Genomic DNA, 17,593 nt, shown 5'->3' on the forward strand with positions numbered 1-17,593 from the left:
ACATGAGAAGACACGCGGCGGTCCTTGCCGCGCTGCTTATCTTCGCCTCGGTGGCTCCGGCCGTCCTGGCCCAGAGCCCCGATGAATTCGTCCAGAAAGCGGGCGCGGCCTATAACCAGAAGCGGTATGCGGAGGCCGCAGCCCTCTACGGAAAGGCCATCGCCGCCGGTTCCAACGACGCCGACGCCGCCTACGGCGCGGCCTGCTGTTACGCCCTTATCGGCAATAAGGACAGGGCCTTCGCCTTCCTGGACATGGCCGGGCAGCTCGGCTGGGACAACGCCGGCCATGCCCGGAAGGACGCCGACCTCGAATCGCTCCGGACCGACCCGCGCTGGGAGCCGGCCCTGGCGATCTTCGAGAAGAACGGCCGATACGCACAGGCCATGTGGAGCTCGCCCGCCTGGAGCGTTCCCTACGCCGCCGAGCTGCCGGAAGACCTCCGCATCGCGGGCCTGTCCAGGTTCTGGTCCGAGGTCAAGTATAATTTCGCCTTCCCCGAGAAGCTGGCCGCCCTGGACTGGGACGCGCTCTACATCAGCTTCATCCCGAAGGTGCGGGCCGCCCGCTCCACGGCCGAGTATTATCATGTCCTCCAGGAGCTCTGCGCGAAGCTCCAGGACGGCCACACCAATATCATCCTGCCCCAGGCATACTGGACGACATGGGCCGGGCGACCGGGCCTTCAAACCCGTCTCGTCGAGGGCCGGGTCCTTGTGAGCGGGCTCTGGGACCCCGAGATCGGAAAGCAGGGCTTGACCAGGGGCATGGAGATCGTCGAGATCAACGGTCTGGCGGCGCGTTCGTACGCGGAGAAATACGTCATGCCGCGTCTATCCTCTTCGACGCCGCAGTATTTGGACATCCTGGCCTATGAGAGGTCCCTGCTGATGGGATCGTTCTCCGAACCGGTCCAGCTGACCCTGGAGACGGAAGACGGTCGAACGATCGAGCGGACCGTCCGGCGCCTCCCGCTGCCGGAGCTGACCAGGCTCGCGCCGGTCCCGAACCCGAAGCCCTTTGAATTCCGCGCGCTGCCGGGGAACATCGCCTATGTCGCCCTGAACAGCTTCCAGGACGATGCGACAGCCGACGAGTTCTTCAAGAGCTTCAAGGAAATCGCCGCCTCCGACGCCCTGATCCTCGACCTGAGGCAAAACGGCGGCGGCAACACCAACGTCGGGTACAGGATCATGGCCGCCCTGGCCGAGGAACCGTTTATCGGCTCCCGCTGGTCGACCCGGGACTACAAGCCGGCCTTCCGGTCCTGGGGCCGCCCCGACCGCATGTACACGGAAGCGGCCGAGAGGGTGCCGGTCGACCCGGACCATCATTACGCCGGGCGGGTGGTCGTCCTCGCGAGCGCCCGGACCTTCTCCGCGGCCGAGGACTTTCTCGTCGCCTTCGACCAGAGCGGACGGGGCACGATCATGGGCGAGCCGAGCGGCGGCAGCACCGGCAATCCCCTCTACTTCAAGCTTCCGGGCGGCGGCGGGGGGCTTGTTTGTTCCAAGCATGACGCCTATGCCGACGGCAGGGAGTTCGTGGGAGTGGGTGTCCGGCCGCAGATCGAGGTTCATCCCACGGTCGCCGACTTCCGGGCCGGCAAAGACACCGTTCTTGAAAGGGCCGCGGCGGAGATCGGAAAAAGCCGGCTAAAAAGAGCAGAGCGCCGGCCTTAACCGATAAGATCCACGATCTCCCGCCCAGCTGAAGAACGATATCAGGATAAGTATCGAAGCAGGGCTTATGGAACAAAGTACTAATCGCCCTCGTCAAGTACCTCGCACACAACTCCATCGCCGACAGGATAAGGCTCCTGGCCGAATTTCAGGGAGATCTATGCCAAAGGTCCCGACCCCTCGGCATGAGGCTGGGCTATAGCAAAAATGTTTTGTCGATCTCCCGAAGCCGCCCATGACGTGGTGGCCGGCGGCGCAAGGCAAGGCAACGGGCTCCGGCAAGAAGTTCGAGGGGAAATTCGGCGCCTCCATGCCGATCAGGGCGCGGGCCGGCTATCCGAAGATCGCTGTGCAATACTTACGGCGGGCTGAGGGAATTCCTGAAGAAGGAACTCGGCCAGGGAAAGTCGTTCGAGGCCGTGGGGAAGGAGCTCTAAATCAGCGGGTCGAGGGTCTCCGAGTTCGTCAACATCCTCGGCATCGAGCGGAAAGGGAAGGGCAAAAGCGACTCGAGCATCTGCGTCGACCGACCGACGATAGGCCCCGATGGCGAGTTCAAGATGGAAGCGCCGCGGAAGGGGAAGATCCAGTAAGCCTAGCCTGCACGAGGCTTAAGCCGGCCCATGGGGGCCGGCCTTTTTATTGGGTGCGGGGATATTCGAGGAAATATTATGATTTAATTCCAGGGGCCGTAAGCCCTGCTTTTAGTTCCGCTATGCGTCTTAGCATATTACGTTCATATGTTTTAAACAACACTAAGGTTTCCTCTCTTGCCATTTCAACCTTTTTTGAAACTTCATTAATCGCCAATTCTGCCCGCCTATCAGCCTTGATGAGTTGGCCAGCCTTCGTTTTGTAGTTATTCCAAGCCTCGGTAAATCTATCTTTTAAGGATGCGGCATTCCCTGAATATTTAGTGCGTTCACTTTCCAGGGCCTCGATAGCCCTGTTGAGACTATTAATCTTTTCTTTATCTAAAGTGGTCTTCAATTCTGATTCCAGATTCTCTATTGCCTCGCCTATCTGCATCAATTGTTTAAAATGATGATTAATCATTTCGAAGCAATCCAGCAATTTTCCTACGTATTCCTGAAGGATATCTTCGACCTTAAGGCCGGATAGGGCTATGTCGATTTGACGGGTTGCTTGGCCGATCTCTATCTTGTCGAGGATTAAATCACGTCTGATCGATATGAGCGAAGGTAATATTGGCGAACCGGCCTCCAAATCTCCCAACAGAATCAGGACATAAGAGATGAGTGCCAATATAACAGCCACCTTGATGTTTTGCGAATCGTATGTGTTTATGTTATTGATCAATGCAATCCAGCATCCAAGCGCTGATACAAAGTAAAACAACATAATTATTGCAGCAATATGCGTTCCTTTCCTTCCCAATGGCCTTCTGGGCTGAGGAATATCTCGATAACCGAGCCTCATCGCCAAAATAAAGACGATTGTATAAAAACCCAATAGCACTAAAGTAGATATCTCTGAAATCAATGGAATAATTCGAAATAAGCAAATGGCTATAAAAAGTTGGAGTAATGTATGAAGAAGATATACAAAGTGGGTAAAGTTTGCACTCCCTCCGCCCAAACCATATCTGAACCTTGGCTCCTTGAGAGGATTATTGTGCTGTCGAGAAAATAAAAGTGGAAGGCCTTTTGCGAAATCAACTGTTAGAACGATAGTCAAATACACGAGTCCGATCTGCAGCCAGTCAATATTCTTGTAGGGCGCCTGTTTGATTAGGAGCCAAGTGAGAGTTGCGAGCGCACCGAGAAAAGCCCAAGACGACCACCCGGGCCGCTTTCGTTCTGATTCGATTTGGGCTGCCTCACAATTAATCAGGTCAATTAGTAGTTTCTTTTTTGCATACTGCGTATCTTCTTCATTCATTATTCGACCCCTTACGAGATTCGAATCGTCGGAAAACGCAAACGAAAAAGACTACCTTCTGCTCCCTCCGATGCACTTGGCACAGTTATCAAACGCCTCGGAGTGGGCCTGCACCACGGTTTCAGATGCCCGTTTATTTATCAGCACTTGATTTAACGAGTTCGAGTTGATGCTCCAAGAAAACTGCTCTCTCGAGTTTGTTATCTTTCGAAAACCACTCGCAAAGAGCTCCTTCTTTGTTATTGAAAATGTCGATAGTCTTAACTGTCATCGGCAAGCCGCCTGACTTCAATATAACAACATCGCCTTCCTTGATACTTCGCATTTCTTTCTCCTTTTAGGCCGTAGCCGTTTATTGTTTACTCTTTTCTTCCGGCTCGTCTGGTTCGGTCAGACAAAGGATCGGCTTCTCGCGTGGCGGGAGTTCTCTTATTATTGCAGCACGTTCTCTTAATCTTAGGGCGTCCTCTCTTTTCTTTTGTTGTTCTTGCACGTCCTTTTCCGACGCATCGACTTTTGGTTCTGCAAATTCAGCAGGAGGCGTAACTTCAAAATCAACACCCTGGTCTAGCCGCTTAATAAGATAGTTAAGCGCCCCAAGAAGAGCGATTCTGAGTTCTGGATCCTTCGTTTTTTCAGTCTTCTTCCCATAATCTTTGATTAATTTGTCGGCAATCTTTTCGAGATCTTCTGATACGCGCTCCTTTTCATATGTTTCTATGGGCGCGAGGACTTTAGCAGGAACCTTCTTTTCTTTCAGTTCGAGTCGATATTTCTTAATCTGGAGTATGGCCAGATAGAGTAATACGATATCCTTTATTGCGTCGACAATGCAGTTCGCAACATCCGGTAAAGCATTCAAGAAAACATCAAGACTATCGTTGGAGACCGCCCGGATTGTAGGGCTCGATGCATCATTGGCCGCAAGAAGGCCGAAGGTCTTCATATGCCTGTTGAGTTTAACGATCTCTTTTTGCAGCCCGTCAAGATTGTTATTAAAGAGGCCAGAAGGAAAGAGTATGCCCACTTCATACTCATTTTCACGGGTAAAATCACAATAAATCTCCATGTCCTCCAGTGTGTCTTTAATAATCTTAGCCTGGTTATAAAATTTGATAGTATTCTCAACGTGCTTTTGTACTTCGGTTATCGCTTGCCCAGGCATTGATATATTGGTTTCAATAATGTGTTCGAGCTTTAGCACGAGATTGTCCCCGACAAAGTCAGTTGCCTTTATTGAATCGAGGAAGGCTTTCTGGCTGGGAGAAAAACTATTACACGAACTTGTCTTTAACACATCCTTTAAAGCCTGATCGGCCTTTTTAAAGGCGTCGGCATTCGGCTGGTTTGGCTGAGTGATATTTTGAGAGAATGTTCTGTGGAAGGCCTGAAGAAGTGGGATGAGATTCAGTTTTTCATTATCGCCGACTACATCCCACATTATGGAATTGAATCGTTCAAGGTTCATGCCCATCCTCCTTAAGCTATTAGATTGATGCTAAGACGCTCCATATATCTTGTCAAGCGCTTTGAAACCGCCCTTCCTCTGCCCTTCTCTCACCACTTGGCACGCTTTCTGCCCCTTACCCAGCCAAGGGCAAGGCCTGGCAAGATCTCCCCGCCCGAGGGCCAAATATAACCATTACATCCGTGTAATTTCGTGGCATAAATAACTTCGTGGAGGCCCGAATGAGGAACGAAAAGTTGATCACAGCGCCATCCCCCAAGCTTGCGGCCTTCAAAACTGAGCAGAACTTGAGGATCTGGCTGCACGATGAATACTGGGACAATCGCAAGACGCTCGAGGAGATCGGCAAGCACCCTGATATATAGGCTTCGCGAGATGGCCGCCGACATCGACCGCAAGGTCGAAATCCTCAATGTCCTCATCGACCGGGCAGTCATCAGAGGCGGGGAACTCCATATGTTCTGGAAAGAGCCCTTCGCCGCGTTGGCCTTGTTGGGCGAAGGGGTTATAACTTGTCAGACTTGGCAGGGCCACGGGGATTCGAACCCCGGTCTGATGGCTGAGAACCACCTGTCCTGGGCCTCTAGACGATGGCCCCGCAAGGGGCAATAAAAATAGCAGAATCCCCCCGGGGTGTCAACCGCGAACGGGGCCGTTTCCGGCCGCCGCCGGGGCGTCTTCCTTCGGAAGGCGCTTGAAGACAAGCGCCAGGCAGATCATCGCGCCGGGGAACGTCACCGCCCACAGGCTGGCGATCCAGATCAGGGGATGGACGTACATCTGGAAGGCCAGGAAGGGGACGAGGAGCCCGTTGGCGGCGAGAAATAGCCGGGTCGTCCGCTCGAGCCGGCCTCCGGCGAAGACGGCCGCCGCGAACAGGGTCGAAAGGCTCATGAAGCTGTAGCCGAGTATGTCGACCGCGTAGAGGAAGGAATCGAAGGGCTTGAAGAGCAGGAACTCGATCCCCGCCGTCTCCCCCCGCAGGAGATGGGGCACGACGATCGTCAGCTGGGTGAAGTAGACGATGCCGATGAGCGAGGCGTAGGCCGTGGCGAAGGCGATCCCGACATGGCTCCAGACCTTCCGGGCCTTCGGCGCGCAATGATGGACGCAGACCATCGTCACGACGAAGGCGAAGGCCAGCAGCAGCGACGGCGTCAGGAGCAGGATGAGGCCCTTCGCCGTGCTTGGGCTCTCCGGGCCGCCCTTCGATCCCAGGATGCCGAGCCATTCGGCGAGCTGGGCGACGACGTAGGCCAGGCTGAAGACCGCGGCCAGGACCGCGGCCCGGAACCCGAGCCGGCCGACCGAACGAGTCGCGCTGCCGTCCATCATCGGTCTCCTATCGCCGCCCGGCCAGGAGCATCTTGGCCGCCGTCTCGCCGCCGTTGAGGCGGTAGAGCATGGGCACGGGCCGGTCCAGGCCCTCGACGAACTCGGGCGCGTTCTCCCAGCGATAGTTGAGGATGTTGGCGTAGTCGGAGAAGTGCTGCCAGCGCCGGCGCGGCAGGTCCATGACCATGTGGATGTGATTGGCCGGCACGCCCATCTTGGCCTGGTTCGCCGGGACGTGGTCGAAGGTCAGGAAAGTGTGCGGCCAGGTGTAATCCGAGGCGTGGCAGATCCGCTCGGCCAGGGGCGCGGGGAGCTCGATCGACTGGACCTCGTCCTGGACCATGGTGTATAGGCCGGTGAGATCCGAATAGCCGAGGCGGCCCGCCAGGCCCTTGAGGCCCTTGGGCGAAAGGTAGCCCACGGAGAAGCCCAGGCCGGGGAAATAGAACTCGACCGCCTTGAACAGGAACCACTTGTCGGCATAGTCCAGCGACGCGGCGCCGGAGTTGTTGCCTTCGATGAAGCCGCGCTCCATCCAGGGCTCGCCGGCGCAGGCCTTCAGATCCAGGCCGAGGGCCCTGGCATTGGCCCCGACTTCCCAGGGCTCGTAAACCTTGCGGAAGTCCATGAACAGCGTCGGCCGGCCGCCGGAGAGGTAGCAGTAGGCGATCATCGTCATCAGGCCCTGGTTGTCGTTCTCCGTGGCGAACGGGACGACCGCCTTCCGCCCGGTGTGGTCCTCGCTCGAGTTGAAGAGCGTCTCGGCGATGTCGGCCGTGGTCATCGGCAGGCCCCGGCGGTCCGAGCCCCAGGCCAATTGGTTCGTCCAGCCGCCGGCGACGGCGTTCAGGTCGCGCATGTAGTTGCGGATGATGAGGTAGAGGGCCAGGCCCTCGTCGAGCTTGGCCCTGTCGGCCGCGGTCAGGGCCGGGGCCTTGGCCTTGGCGGTATAGATGTCGCGCCCGGTCCGGACGATCTCCTCGGTGTCGGCGAAGATGCGGTCCTTGAACTTGACGTTGACGGCCCAGTCGCGCAGGGCCTTGAGCTCCTCGGGATCGTAGCCGCCCTTCTTGCGGAGCATGTCGGCGAAGAGCTTCATGGACTCGCGCGTGCTCTCCAGGCCGAAGATGCGCCGGACGGCGTGGACGTGGTTGAGGGCCGTCTCCATCTGCATGGAGTCGGTGTCGATGGACACGAAGCGGCGGCCCCGGAGGGCGACGCGGGCGAGCACGGCGTAGGCCAGGTCCACGACCTCGTCCTTCGTCCGGGCGTCGAACTCCGGATTGAGCCCGGTCTCGGGCATGTTGCCGATGACCATGGGGCAGAGCCGGCCCGTCTGGGCGTAGGCGCCGACCAGGGCGTCGATGCCGACGACGCCGGGCTTGGGGGCGTTGTTGCCGCCGACGCAGGCCAGCGGGATCGTCGGGGGGAAGTGGGCGGTCAGGGCCATGGCCGTCTTGCCCGGGAAGAACCAGGTATCGGGGGTCATGATGACGGCTTCGACGCCGGCCGCCTTCATCTCGCGCGCCCCGGCGTCGGCCGTGCTCTCGCTGTCGACCAGCTTGGAGCAGACGAAGACATTGGGGGCGGAGCCGTCGGGCAGGCGCAGGCGCTTGGCCAGCAGCCCGGCCGTCATTCTCCCGATGTTGAAGGCCCGCGTCCGCGAGTCCTCGTCGACACGCGGGTCGCAGGGAACGAATACGCCCAGGGTGGGCGCGCCAGGACTGGCCTTTCCGACGAACGGCATGATCTCCCTCCCTCTCCTGCGGACGGCGCGCGGCCGGCCCGCCGTCAGATGTATTCGATCGTGGCCGGCGGCTTCGAGGTCAGCTCGTAGGCGACGCGCGTGACCTCGGGCAGCTCGGTCGTGATCCTCTTCGAGATCTTCATCAGCGTCGCCCAGGGCAGGGGCGACGGCTCGGCCGTCATCGCGTCCTTGCTCTCGACGGAACGGACGATGACTATGTTCCCGAACGAGCGCTGGCCGCCGACGATGCCGGTGCCCTTGTCCTCGAGGAGGACGGCGAAGGCCTGGAAGGGCTTGTGGGCGGCCACCTCTTCCTCGACGATGACCGTGGCGGCGCGGACCAGGGCGACTTTCTCGGGCGTCACCTCGCCGATGATGCGCGTGGCCAGGGCCGGGCCGGGGAAGGGCATGCGGTTCCAGATCGATTCGGGCAGGCCGAGCTCCTTGGCGACGAGGCGGACCTCGTGCTTGAAGAGCTCCTTGAGCGGCTCGACGACCTTGAAGCCGAAGCCTTCCTCGGGATCGATGCCGATCTGCTCGAGGATGTTGTGCTGGGTCTTGAAGCCCTTCTGGGTCTCGATGATGTCCGCGGCGATGGTGCCCTGGATGAGGAAGCGGGCCTTGCTCTTCAGGACCTCCTGGCCGAAGGAGCTGTAAAAGGCGTAGCGGAAAGCTTTGCGCTTCTCCTCGGGATCGGCCTTGCCCTTGAGGGCGGCGAAATATTCCTTCTTCTTGTCGGCGATGTCGACGTGGATGCCGAGGTCGCCGAAGATCTTGGCGATCTCCGCGGGCTCGCCGGCGCGCATCAGGCCGTGGTCGATGAAGACGGACTTGAGCTGCGGGCCGAGGGCCCGGTGGGCCAGGACCGTGCAGGCGGAGCTGTCGACGCCGCCGGACAGGGCCGAGATGGCCTTGCCGTTGCCAACGGTCTTCTTGATCTCCTCGACCTGGTTTTCGATGAACTTCTTCACATTCATGGGGCTGGCCTCCATAATTTGGATGCCCCATCATATCAAAAAAAGAGGGGCCGGGCCTAGATTTTTTAGCGTCGGGCGAGGGCCGGGCTTGACCCCCTCCGGAGGCCGGCCTCACCCCCGCGTCGGGGCCGATTCACCTCGGAGACCGCCGCGGGCGGCGATTGACCGCCAGACCCGGCCCTGGGAGAATCGGCCCATCGCAAGGAGGGCCCCATCCAAGGCTATTGCGAAAAAATGGGGCAGGATACGGGGATTCCTCTCCAGGCCCTCCTTGCCCTTTCTCCTCCTCCTCGATGTCGCTCCCGCCTCCCGAGAGGCGGGAGTCTGTCTCCGGCGCCCTTTGCATCCGCTCCCCCATTTCGGCTACCATAGCCTTCCATGATCACCGAGGAGGAATCCATGACCCGCCGTCCCGTCGCCGTTCCGCTCGTCGTCCTGGCCGTTGTGCTGGCCGCCGCCGCGCCGCTGCGGCCGGCCGCCTATCCTTCGACGCCCCTCGAGAAGAAAGTCCAGGCGCTCGCCGCCAAGCTCGCGCCCGAGCTCGTCGCCATCCGCGAGGACATCCACGGCCATCCCGAGCTCGGCCTCCAGGAGACGCGCACCTCCGGCATCGTGGCCGACTATTTCCGCAAGCTCGGCCTCGAGGTCCGGACCGGCTACGCCAAGACGGGCGTTATCGGCATCCTCAGGGGCGGCAAGCCCGGTCCGGTCGCGGCCTTGCGGGGCGACATGGACGCCCTGCCGATCACGGAGGAGACCGGCCTGCCCTTCGCCTCGAAGGCCACGGCCGTCGTCGGCGGCCGGGAGACCGGCCTCATGCATGCCTGCGGCCACGACATCCACACGACCGTCCTGCTCGGCGTGGCCGCCGTCCTCGCGGCCGTCCAGGCCGACCTGCCCGGCACGGTCGTCTTCGTGGCCCAGCCGGCCGAGGAGTGCTGCGGCGGGGCCTCGATGATGGTCGCCGACGGGGCCTTCCGGGATATCGTTCCCCAGGCCTTCTACGCCTACCATGTCGACGACACGCAGAAGGCCGGCCGCCTCGGCTACGTCTCGGGGTTCATGTCGGCCAACGTCGACGGCTTCACCCTCGAGATCGAGTCGCAGGGCTGCCACGGGGCCGCGCCCTGGCTGTGCGTCGATCCGATCCTGGTCGGGGCCCAGATCGTCACCGCCCTGCAGGCCGTCGTGTCCCGGGAGACGAACGTCGAGGACAACACCGTGATCACCGTAGGCTCCTTCCACGCCGGCTCGGCCCCCAACATCATCCCCCGCTCGGCCCGGCTGGAGGCCACGGTCCGCAATTACGGCGACGACCGGCGCAAGGTCCTGCGGGACAAGATCACACGGGTCATCGCCGGGATCTGCCAGGCCGCCGGGGCGAAGTACGACCTGGCTTACGAATTCGGGACGCCGTCGGTCTACAACGATCCGGCCCTGGTCCGCGAGGCCCTGGCCGTGGCCGGGCGCGTCCTGGGCTCCAGGGACGCCCTGGTCGAGCAGAAGCCCGAGATGGGCGGCGAGGATTTCAGCGCCTACGGGGCGATCGCCCCGGCGGTCATGTTCAACCTGGGCGTGGTGCCGGCGGACCGGGAGTCCACGGCCCTCCACTCCCCCACCTTCATGGCCGACGAGGCCGCCATCCCCATCGGCGTCGATCTCATGGCCAACATCATCCTCGACCACCAGGCCAGGGCCGCCAGGGCGCCCAGGACCAAATAGCCGGGTTGAACCGCCGGGCCCGGACGGCTAAACTAGGGTTGGCGGCCGTCGCCGCCCGGCAAAAACAGGAGGATCGACCATGAAAAGAACCCTCGTTGCCTTCCTCGTCTTCAGCCTGACGCTCGTGAGCTTCGGCTGCGCCAGCTGGAGCAAGACGGCCAAGGGCGCCACCATCGGCGCGGCCGGCGGCGCGGTCGTCGGCGGCATCGTCGGCAAGATCGCCGGGAACACCCTCCTCGGCGCCATCGCCGGCGCGGCGGTGGGCGGCGCGGCCGGGGCCTACATCGGCCGGCAGATGGACAAGCAGGCCGCCGAGATGCGCCGGGACCTCCAGGGCGCCAGGGTCGAGCGGGTCGGCGAGGCCATCAAGATCACCTTCGACTCGGGCCTGATGTTCGACACCGGCAAGCACGACCTCCGCGCCGCCAGCCAGGATAACCTGACCAGGCTGGCGGTCATCCTCAACAAGTACCCCGACACGAACATCCTGATCGAGGGGCACACCGATTCGACCGGCACCCGCGAGATCAACATGCCCCTTTCCGAGAACCGGGCCAAGGCGGTGGCCGCCTACCTGGCGACCCGCAACGTCCTGTCGTCCCGCTTCACCGTCCAGGGCTACGGCCCCGACCAGCCCATCGGCGACAACGCCACGGTCGACGGGCGCCAGCAGAACCGGCGCGTCGACCTGGCCATCATGGCCAACGACAAGATGAAAAAGATCGCCCAGGCATCGGTCAAGGGCGCGGCCTGAGCCCGTCCGCAACCGTTTGGCCGGGTCCGGGGGTTCAGATATAATGGATCCATCCTCGAACTCGGGAGGCGTCATGACTACCCAGCGCGCTCGTTCCCTCAAGATCGTGTCCGGATCGGCCGCGGCCCTGGCCGCGCTGGCCCTGCTGGCCGTCTGGCCGGCCTCCGGCCTGGCCCAGTACGGGTCCACGATGCAGGACCGGCCCGAGCCCCGGGCCAAGATGCCGATGGCCTTCGAGACCTCGGTCAACCTCGGCGACCTCTGGTACATCCAGTCGTCCGAGAAGGTCAAGGGCGCGGGCGAGGAGATCTCCAGCCCCGGCTTCAAGATCGATTCCTGGTACCCGGCCGTCGTCCCCTCGACGGTTCTCGGCACCCTCGTCGAGAACAACGTCTATCCGGACATCTTCTTCGGCCGGAACCTCGAGAAGGTCCCCGCGGCCCAGTTCGACGGGCCCTGGTGGTACCGCCGGGAATTCACCGTGCCGATCGGACCAGGCCTGACCCGCAAGACGCTCGAATTCGACGGCATCAACTACCGGGCCAACGTCTGGCTCAACGGCAAGAAGGTCGCGGACGCCGCGACGCTGTACGGCGCCTACCGGCGCTTCGCCGTCGACGTGACCTCGGCCCTGACGGCGGAGAAGAACGTCCTGGCCATCGAGGTCATCCCGCCGAGGCCGGGCGAGCCCACGATCGGCTGGGTCGACTGGAACCCGGCCCCGCCCGACCGGGCCATGGGCCTCTTCCGGGAGGTCCGGCTGAGGGTCACGGGCGACGTTTCGATCGAGAACCCGTTCGTCGTCACCAAGCTCGACCTGGCGGCGTTCAAGGAGGCCCGGCTGACCGTTTTGGCCGAGCTGGTGAACCACGCCGACGCCGACGTCTCCGGCACGCTCCAGGGCCGGATCGAGGGCCTGCGCTTCACCCGCGAGGTCGCCCTGCGGCCCCGCGAGACCAGGAGGGTCGAGCTGACCCCGGAGACCACCCCCGAGCTCGTCATCAAGGACCCCCGGGTCTGGTGGACCCACGATTTGGGCAAGCCCGAGCTCTACACCCTCGGCCTCTCGTTCGTCATGAAGAAGGGGTCGCCGGAAAAGGAGGCCCCGCCGGCTGCGCCGGAGAAGGGCCGGGAGAAGCCCAGGGAGCGGGACCTGCGGCGGATGCCGGGCCTGCCCCGCGTCCTGCCTTCCGACGCGCGGACGGTCCGCTTCGGCATCCGCGAGGTCGCCGATTACCGCACCGATGACGGCTGGCGCGGCTTCAAGCTCAACGGCCGCAAGATCCTCATCCGCGGCGGCGGCTGGGCCGACGACCTGCTGCTCGACGTCAAGCGCCGGAAGCTGCAGGCCGAGGTCCTCTACGCCCGCCACATGAACCTCAACGCCCTCCGGCTCGAGGGCTTCTGGGGCACCAGCCAGGACCTCTACAACCTCTGCGACGAGAACGGCATCCTGATCATGGCCGGCTGGAGCTGCCACTGGGAGTGGACCGATTACCTCGGCGGCCGCGCCGACGAGCCCTACGGCGGCCTGGTCACGCCGGAGCTCATCGGCCTCGCGGCCGAGTCCTGGAAGGACCAGGTCCTCTGGCTCCGCAACCACCCGGCCATCTTCGCCTGGGCCGAGGCGAGCGACATGATCCCCCACCCCGATCTCGAGCGGCGCTACATCGCGATCATGAAGGACATCGACCCGACCCGGCCGACCCTCGTCTCGACCAAGGACAAGACGAGCGAGATCACCGGCTTCTCCGGGGTCAAGATGCGCGGCCCCTACGACTACGTGCCGCCGGTCTACTGGTACGTCGACAAGGCGAACGGCGGCGCCTACGGCTTCAACACCGAAACCGGCCCCGGCCCGCAGGTCCCGCCGCTCGAGAGCCTGCGCAAGATGATGCCCGAGGACAAGCTCTGGCCCATCAACGACGTCTGGGACTTCCATTGCAGCCGCGGCATGTTCAAGGACCTCAAGCGCTACAACGAGGCCATGGACCGGAGGCTCGGCCCGCCCCGCGATCTCGATGACTACCTGCGCAAGGCCCAGTTCCTGAACTACGAGGCCATGCGGGCCATGTTCGAGGCCTTCGTCGCCAACAAGCCCAAGGCGACGGGCGTTATCCAGTGGATGTACAACTCGGCCTGGCCCAAGCTCTGGTGGCAGCTCTACGACTATTCCCTGCAGCCTAACGGCGCCTTCTACGGCGCCCGCAAGGCCGGCGAGCCCGTCCACATCCTCTACAATTACGGCAGCCAGGAGATCGCCGCCGTCAGCAGCTCGGCCGAGGCCGCCCCGAAGCTCAAGGCGACCATCAGGGTCCTCGACCTGGACCTCAAGGACATCATCGCCAAGACGGTCGAGTTCGGGCTGGCGGCCGACGAGGTCAAGATCCTCGACGTCCTGAGGCTGCCCGCCGACCTGCCCCCGGCCTATTTCCTCGACCTGCGCCTGTACAAGGAGAAGAACCAGCTCGTCGACGCGAACTTCTACTGCCTGTCGGCCAAGCCCGAGACCCTGGACGAGGCCAACTCGACCTGGTACGTGACGCCGATCAAGGACTTCGCCGACCTGACGGCCCTGAACAACCTCAAGCCGGTGACCCTCAAGGTCGGAAAGAAGGCCGCCAAGGACGGCCCCCTGACCAGGATCACCGTCGAACTCTCGAATCCCTCGACCGACCTGGCCCTGATGGTCGAGATCCGCGTCGTCCGCGACGCCTCGGGCGAGCTGGCCCTGCCGGTCTTCCTCGACGACAACTATGTCACGCTCCTGCCGGGGGAAACGCGCAAGATCTCCGGCCTCGTTTCGACGGAGGACCTGGCCGGCGAGAACCCGGTCGTCAAGGTCCGGGGCTGGAACGTCCTGGCCGCCGAGAAATGACGGGTCTCTCCCGGTCTCGGGCGACGGAAGCCGGGCGGAGCCGGGCCGCCGGCCTCCGGGCCGCGGTCAGGGGGGCGGCGCTGGCCGCGGTCATGGGCACGGCCCTGGCTGCCGCCTCGTGCCGGAGCGGGCCGCCGGCGGCCGGCTCTGACCCGTGCCGGACCTTCCTCTGCGACCACGACGGCATAATCCGCGGCGGCACGGCCGCGCGCCGGCTGTCGCTCATCTTCACCGGCGGGTCGTTCGCCGACGGCGGCGAGGTCATCCGCCGGACCCTGCGGGAGGAAGGCGTCAAGGCCGCCTTCTTCTTCACCGGGGACTTCTACAGGACGCCGGAATTCGACGGGACGATCCGGGGGCTCATCGCCGACGGGCATTACCTCGGCGCCCATTCCGACAAGCACCTGCTCTACTGCCCCTGGGAGGACCGGGAAAAGACGCTGGTCGGCCGCGACGAGTTCCGGGCCGACATCGAGGCCAATTTCCGGGAGATGGCCCGCTTCGGCATCCGGCGGGAGAACGCCCGCTTCTTCATCCCGCCCTACGAGTGGTACAACCGCGACATCGCCGCCTGGGCCCGGGGGATGGGCCTGGCCCTCTTCAATTTCACGCCGGGCACGTCCTCCAACGCCGACTACACGACGCCGTCCATGCCCGAGTACCTTCCGTCGCAAACGATCTACGACCGCATCCTGGCCTACGAGGAAAAGGACCCCCGCGGCCTCAACGGCTTCCTCCTTCTCGTCCACATCGGGACCGACCCCGAGCGCACGGACAAGTTCTACCTGCGCCTCGGCGATCTCATCAGGGAGCTCGAGAAGCGCGGCTACGAGTTCGTCCGCATCGACGAATTATTGCGCTTGGAATAGCGGGGAAATACGGCCGCTCAGCTGACGCCGGAAACGCTTAGGCCGCCGAGCCGGGACTCGGGAGCTACTTTTTCTTGATCGAGTCGACGAGCGCCCGGAGCTTGTCCTGGCCGGGGTTGATCTCGAGCGATTTCGTCCAGGCCGCGAGGGCCTCGGCCGTGTTCCCGAGCTGGTAGTGGCAGGTGCCCAGCCAGTTCAGGATATCGATGTTGGCGCCGAAGCGGGCCAGGTAGTCCGCATAGTGCTTGATCGCCTCCTGATATTCGCCGAGGGCGTGACAGGCCTGGCCGTAGAGCGCCGGGACCTCGGGCGCCGGGGCCTCGGCGCCCGTCCAGGGCCCGAGGACCTCCTTGACGCGCCGGTAATCCTTCAACCGGAAGAGCGCCTGGGCGTAGGCCACGGCGATGTCGGGCCGCCGCGGGGCGCGGGCCTGGGCCGCGGCCAGCCTGGCCCTGGCGGTTTCCAGGTCGCCCAGGTTCATTGCCTGGAGCCCAGTGGCGAAAAGGTCCTCCCCGCCCTCAGGGGCCGCGCCGACGCTGGAGACGACGCGCGGCCGGGGCACCGCCGGGGCGGGCGAAACCTCGAAGTTCTCCTTGGCCGAGGCCATCTCCCGCCCCTGGCCGTCGAGGAGGGTCACCCGGGCCTGATAATAGCCGGGCGGGAAATCCGCGAGGGGCTGGGGCTCGATCACGGTCTCGCCGGCCGGGCCGGCCGCCAGGCGCGCGGTCCTCGTCCGGAACGGCTTGTCCTCCCGGAGGAAATCGTAGCGCAGCGAGGCCGAGCTCCGGAGCGCCTCGGTCGCCCCGTAGACCTGGAAGAAAAGGATGAGCCGGTCGGCGGAGGCGAAGGTCTTCTGCGCCTGGCACAGGAGCTGGGTCTGGCCGGCCTTGAACGGCACGCGCTCGCCGGCCGCGCCGGACGGCCGGCTCTCGGCCCCGTAGGCCAGGAGCAGCGGGCTCAGCCGCGCGCTCCCGCCGGGCTCCGGGACGTCGATCGTCTGGGACGAGCCGGTGAACTCCTTGGACAGGACGTTCTTGACCAGGATGTCGAAGTTGTAGCGGCCTGGGAGGAGCGGGAAGGCGTCCTGCACGGACAGCGATTGGGCCCGGACGCTCTCGAGCTCGGCGGCCGTCAGGCTGACCGGGAAATCCTTGTCGAACTGGTAGACCGTCCTGCCGGTCCCGTCGGAGACCCGGCCGGTCAGCCGGAAGCGGACCTCGTAGCCCCCGCCGGACTCCTCAGCGGTGATCCGGGCCGGCTCGATCGTGTAATTAACGAAGCTCGCGCCGTCCGGATCGCGGATGACCTGGACCAGCATCTGGCCGGCGACGTAGTTGGCCGTGTACTCGACGTCGACGAAATCCTTGTATTTCAGGATGGCGTCGGCGTAGGCGGTCTCGACCTTCTTCTGCGGCGCCGCGTAGATCTGGGCCATCAGCCGGTTCGAGGCCAGCGATTCGCGGCCCGGGTAGACGGTCTCGCCCGGGATCAGGCTCAGGGTCTGGGGCGCCAGGTTCGGGGCCAGCTCCTTGAGGGCCTTGTAGGCGGCCTGATCGGAGGACGAGGCCCCGGTCCCGCGGGCCGAGTCCCGGTAGCCGCCCATCATGTCGGCGACCAGGCTGCCCGGGCCGTCCCCGGCCGGCGAATAGAGGATGAAATCGCCCGTGCCGTTGCGCTTGAAGAAGATGACGTTGAACCCGGCCGGCAGGCCGAGCGATTGATCGCCGAGATAGAACCAGATCTCGACCGGGTAGACGCCGTTGATGTCGGTGAACGCCTCGACGTTCTTCGGCGGGCCGAGGAGGATGTAGATGCGGCCGCGGTCAGTCTTCCAGCCGGGGACCGGCGTTGACCGTCCGTAGACGGAGTTGGCGTAATTCAGGCGCTTGTAGTGCTCCTCCTCGTACTCGTTGCGCGGCGTCGCCGGGTCGGGGTCGCGGTGCTTCCAGAAGGCCTCGACGAAGATGTCCCGCTCCCTGTCGGTCTGGAGCTTGAGGAAGACCTCCCGCTCGTGCTTGGTGATGAGGTACGGGACCTCCTCGTTGAGCCACTTGTCGTAGCGGTCCGGCAGGGACGGCTTGGGCTGGCCGGCGGCGGGGGCGGCTGAAAGGGCGAGGAGGAGCAGGAGGGCGGCGAGACGCTTGGTCGCGATCATGGGCACCTCGCCCCTACTCTAGCGGATTCGCAGGCTTTCGACAATCAAAAGAGAGCCCGGAGGGCGCCGGCCCTCCGGGCTCCGAGGTTCTGTGCGCGCGGGCC

At 63.2% G+C, this 17,593-nt stretch carries 13 protein-coding genes and 1 tRNA gene; 6 read left to right on the top strand and 8 right to left on the bottom strand.

Annotation, left to right across the window (positions count from 1 at the left end):
* Window positions 1-2: 2 nt before the first annotated feature.
* A complete protein-coding gene (locus tag ABFD52_05205; protein MEN6560155.1) occupies window positions 3-1,682 on the top strand; it encodes a S41 family peptidase in 1,680 nt (559 codons plus the stop codon).
* Window positions 1,683-2,351: 669 nt separating this feature from the next.
* Here ABFD52_05205 and ABFD52_05210 read toward each other — a convergent pair.
* The 3 genes from ABFD52_05210 to ABFD52_05220 form a co-directional block, all read right to left on the bottom strand.
* Window positions 2,352-3,584: a hypothetical protein gene (locus ABFD52_05210; GenBank protein MEN6560156.1), complete on the bottom strand. Its 1,233-nt coding sequence runs from the start codon at window positions 3,582-3,584 to the stop codon at window positions 2,352-2,354.
* A gap of 133 nt (window positions 3,585-3,717) precedes the next feature.
* On the bottom strand, window positions 3,718-3,909 hold the full coding sequence (locus tag ABFD52_05215; protein MEN6560157.1) for a DUF2158 domain-containing protein: 192 nt from the start codon (window positions 3,907-3,909) through the stop codon (window positions 3,718-3,720).
* A 27-nt stretch (window positions 3,910-3,936) separates the two neighbouring features.
* The gene (locus ABFD52_05220; protein ID MEN6560158.1) at window positions 3,937-5,052 is read right to left on the bottom strand and encodes a hypothetical protein; all 1,116 of its coding nucleotides are present in this window, start codon (window positions 5,050-5,052) and stop codon (window positions 3,937-3,939) included.
* A 221-nt stretch (window positions 5,053-5,273) separates the two neighbouring features.
* Between ABFD52_05220 and ABFD52_05225 the strand changes: the two genes are divergently transcribed.
* Window positions 5,274-5,417: a hypothetical protein gene (locus ABFD52_05225; protein MEN6560159.1), complete on the top strand. Its 144-nt coding sequence runs from the start codon at window positions 5,274-5,276 to the stop codon at window positions 5,415-5,417.
* Window positions 5,418-5,574: 157 nt separating this feature from the next.
* Here the strand turns inward: ABFD52_05225 and ABFD52_05230 are convergent.
* The 4 genes from ABFD52_05230 to guaA form a co-directional block, all read right to left on the bottom strand.
* Window positions 5,575-5,650 (bottom strand) — tRNA-Glu (locus ABFD52_05230).
* Between the two features lie 38 nt (window positions 5,651-5,688).
* Entirely contained in the window at window positions 5,689-6,384 is a 696-nt protein-coding gene (locus ABFD52_05235; protein MEN6560160.1) for a hypothetical protein, read from the bottom strand.
* 10 nt (window positions 6,385-6,394) lie between these two features.
* Complete coding sequence (locus ABFD52_05240) at window positions 6,395-8,134, bottom strand: hypothetical protein (protein MEN6560161.1); 1,740 nt, start codon at window positions 8,132-8,134, stop codon at window positions 6,395-6,397.
* Window positions 8,135-8,178: 44 nt separating this feature from the next.
* Window positions 8,179-9,111 carry a glutamine-hydrolyzing GMP synthase gene (guaA, locus tag ABFD52_05245; GenBank protein ID MEN6560162.1) on the bottom strand — a complete coding sequence of 311 codons (933 nt, stop codon included), beginning with the start codon at window positions 9,109-9,111 and terminating at the stop codon, window positions 8,179-8,181.
* 399 nt (window positions 9,112-9,510) lie between these two features.
* On the opposite strand from guaA, the gene ABFD52_05250 reads away from it, so the two are divergent.
* The 4 genes from ABFD52_05250 (at window position 9,511) to ABFD52_05265 (ending at window position 15,334) form a co-directional block, all read left to right on the top strand.
* A complete protein-coding gene (locus ABFD52_05250) occupies window positions 9,511-10,833 on the top strand; it encodes a M20 family metallopeptidase (GenBank protein MEN6560163.1) in 1,323 nt (440 codons plus the stop codon).
* A 79-nt stretch (window positions 10,834-10,912) separates the two neighbouring features.
* Window positions 10,913-11,587: an OmpA family protein gene (locus tag ABFD52_05255; protein MEN6560164.1), complete on the top strand. Its 675-nt coding sequence runs from the start codon at window positions 10,913-10,915 to the stop codon at window positions 11,585-11,587.
* 73 nt (window positions 11,588-11,660) lie between these two features.
* Window positions 11,661-14,465, top strand: a complete 2,805-nt coding sequence (locus ABFD52_05260; protein MEN6560165.1) for a sugar-binding domain-containing protein — start codon at window positions 11,661-11,663, stop codon at window positions 14,463-14,465.
* Window positions 14,462-15,334 carry a polysaccharide deacetylase family protein gene (locus ABFD52_05265; protein MEN6560166.1) on the top strand — a complete coding sequence of 291 codons (873 nt, stop codon included), beginning with the start codon at window positions 14,462-14,464 and terminating at the stop codon, window positions 15,332-15,334. The genes ABFD52_05260 and ABFD52_05265 overlap by 4 nt, the downstream gene beginning before the upstream one ends.
* Before the next feature lie 64 nt (window positions 15,335-15,398).
* Here ABFD52_05265 and ABFD52_05270 read toward each other — a convergent pair whose 3' ends face one another.
* Window positions 15,399-17,489, bottom strand: coding sequence for a GWxTD domain-containing protein (locus ABFD52_05270; protein MEN6560167.1), 2,091 nt, complete (start codon window positions 17,487-17,489; stop codon window positions 15,399-15,401).
* Window positions 17,490-17,593: the final 104 nt, after the last annotated feature.

The sequence above is a fragment of the Acidobacteriota bacterium genome (assembly GCA_039683095.1).
Taxonomy (GTDB): domain Bacteria; phylum Acidobacteriota; class Aminicenantia; order Aminicenantales; family Saccharicenantaceae; genus RBG-16-66-30.

What these genes read in the sequence shown, in the direction of transcription:
- ABFD52_05205 (MEN6560155.1), top strand. Translation starts at nt 3, where the DNA reads ATGAGAAGACACGCGGCGGTCCTTGCCGCGCTGCTTATCTTCGCCTCG.
- ABFD52_05210 (MEN6560156.1), bottom strand. Translation starts at nt 3,584, where the DNA reads ATGAATGAAGAAGATACGCAGTATGCAAAAAAGAAACTACTAATTGAC.
- ABFD52_05215 (MEN6560157.1), bottom strand. Translation starts at nt 3,909, where the DNA reads ATGCGAAGTATCAAGGAAGGCGATGTTGTTATATTGAAGTCAGGCGGC.
- ABFD52_05220 (MEN6560158.1), bottom strand. Translation starts at nt 5,052, where the DNA reads ATGAACCTTGAACGATTCAATTCCATAATGTGGGATGTAGTCGGCGAT.
- ABFD52_05225 (MEN6560159.1), top strand. Translation starts at nt 5,274, where the DNA reads ATGAGGAACGAAAAGTTGATCACAGCGCCATCCCCCAAGCTTGCGGCC.
- ABFD52_05235 (MEN6560160.1), bottom strand. Translation starts at nt 6,384, where the DNA reads ATGGACGGCAGCGCGACTCGTTCGGTCGGCCGGCTCGGGTTCCGGGCC.
- ABFD52_05240 (MEN6560161.1), bottom strand. Translation starts at nt 8,134, where the DNA reads ATGCCGTTCGTCGGAAAGGCCAGTCCTGGCGCGCCCACCCTGGGCGTA.
- guaA (MEN6560162.1), bottom strand. Translation starts at nt 9,111, where the DNA reads ATGAATGTGAAGAAGTTCATCGAAAACCAGGTCGAGGAGATCAAGAAG.
- ABFD52_05250 (MEN6560163.1), top strand. Translation starts at nt 9,511, where the DNA reads ATGACCCGCCGTCCCGTCGCCGTTCCGCTCGTCGTCCTGGCCGTTGTG.
- ABFD52_05255 (MEN6560164.1), top strand. Translation starts at nt 10,913, where the DNA reads ATGAAAAGAACCCTCGTTGCCTTCCTCGTCTTCAGCCTGACGCTCGTG.
- ABFD52_05260 (MEN6560165.1), top strand. Translation starts at nt 11,661, where the DNA reads ATGACTACCCAGCGCGCTCGTTCCCTCAAGATCGTGTCCGGATCGGCC.
- ABFD52_05265 (MEN6560166.1), top strand. Translation starts at nt 14,462, where the DNA reads ATGACGGGTCTCTCCCGGTCTCGGGCGACGGAAGCCGGGCGGAGCCGG.
- ABFD52_05270 (MEN6560167.1), bottom strand. Translation starts at nt 17,489, where the DNA reads ATGATCGCGACCAAGCGTCTCGCCGCCCTCCTGCTCCTCCTCGCCCTT.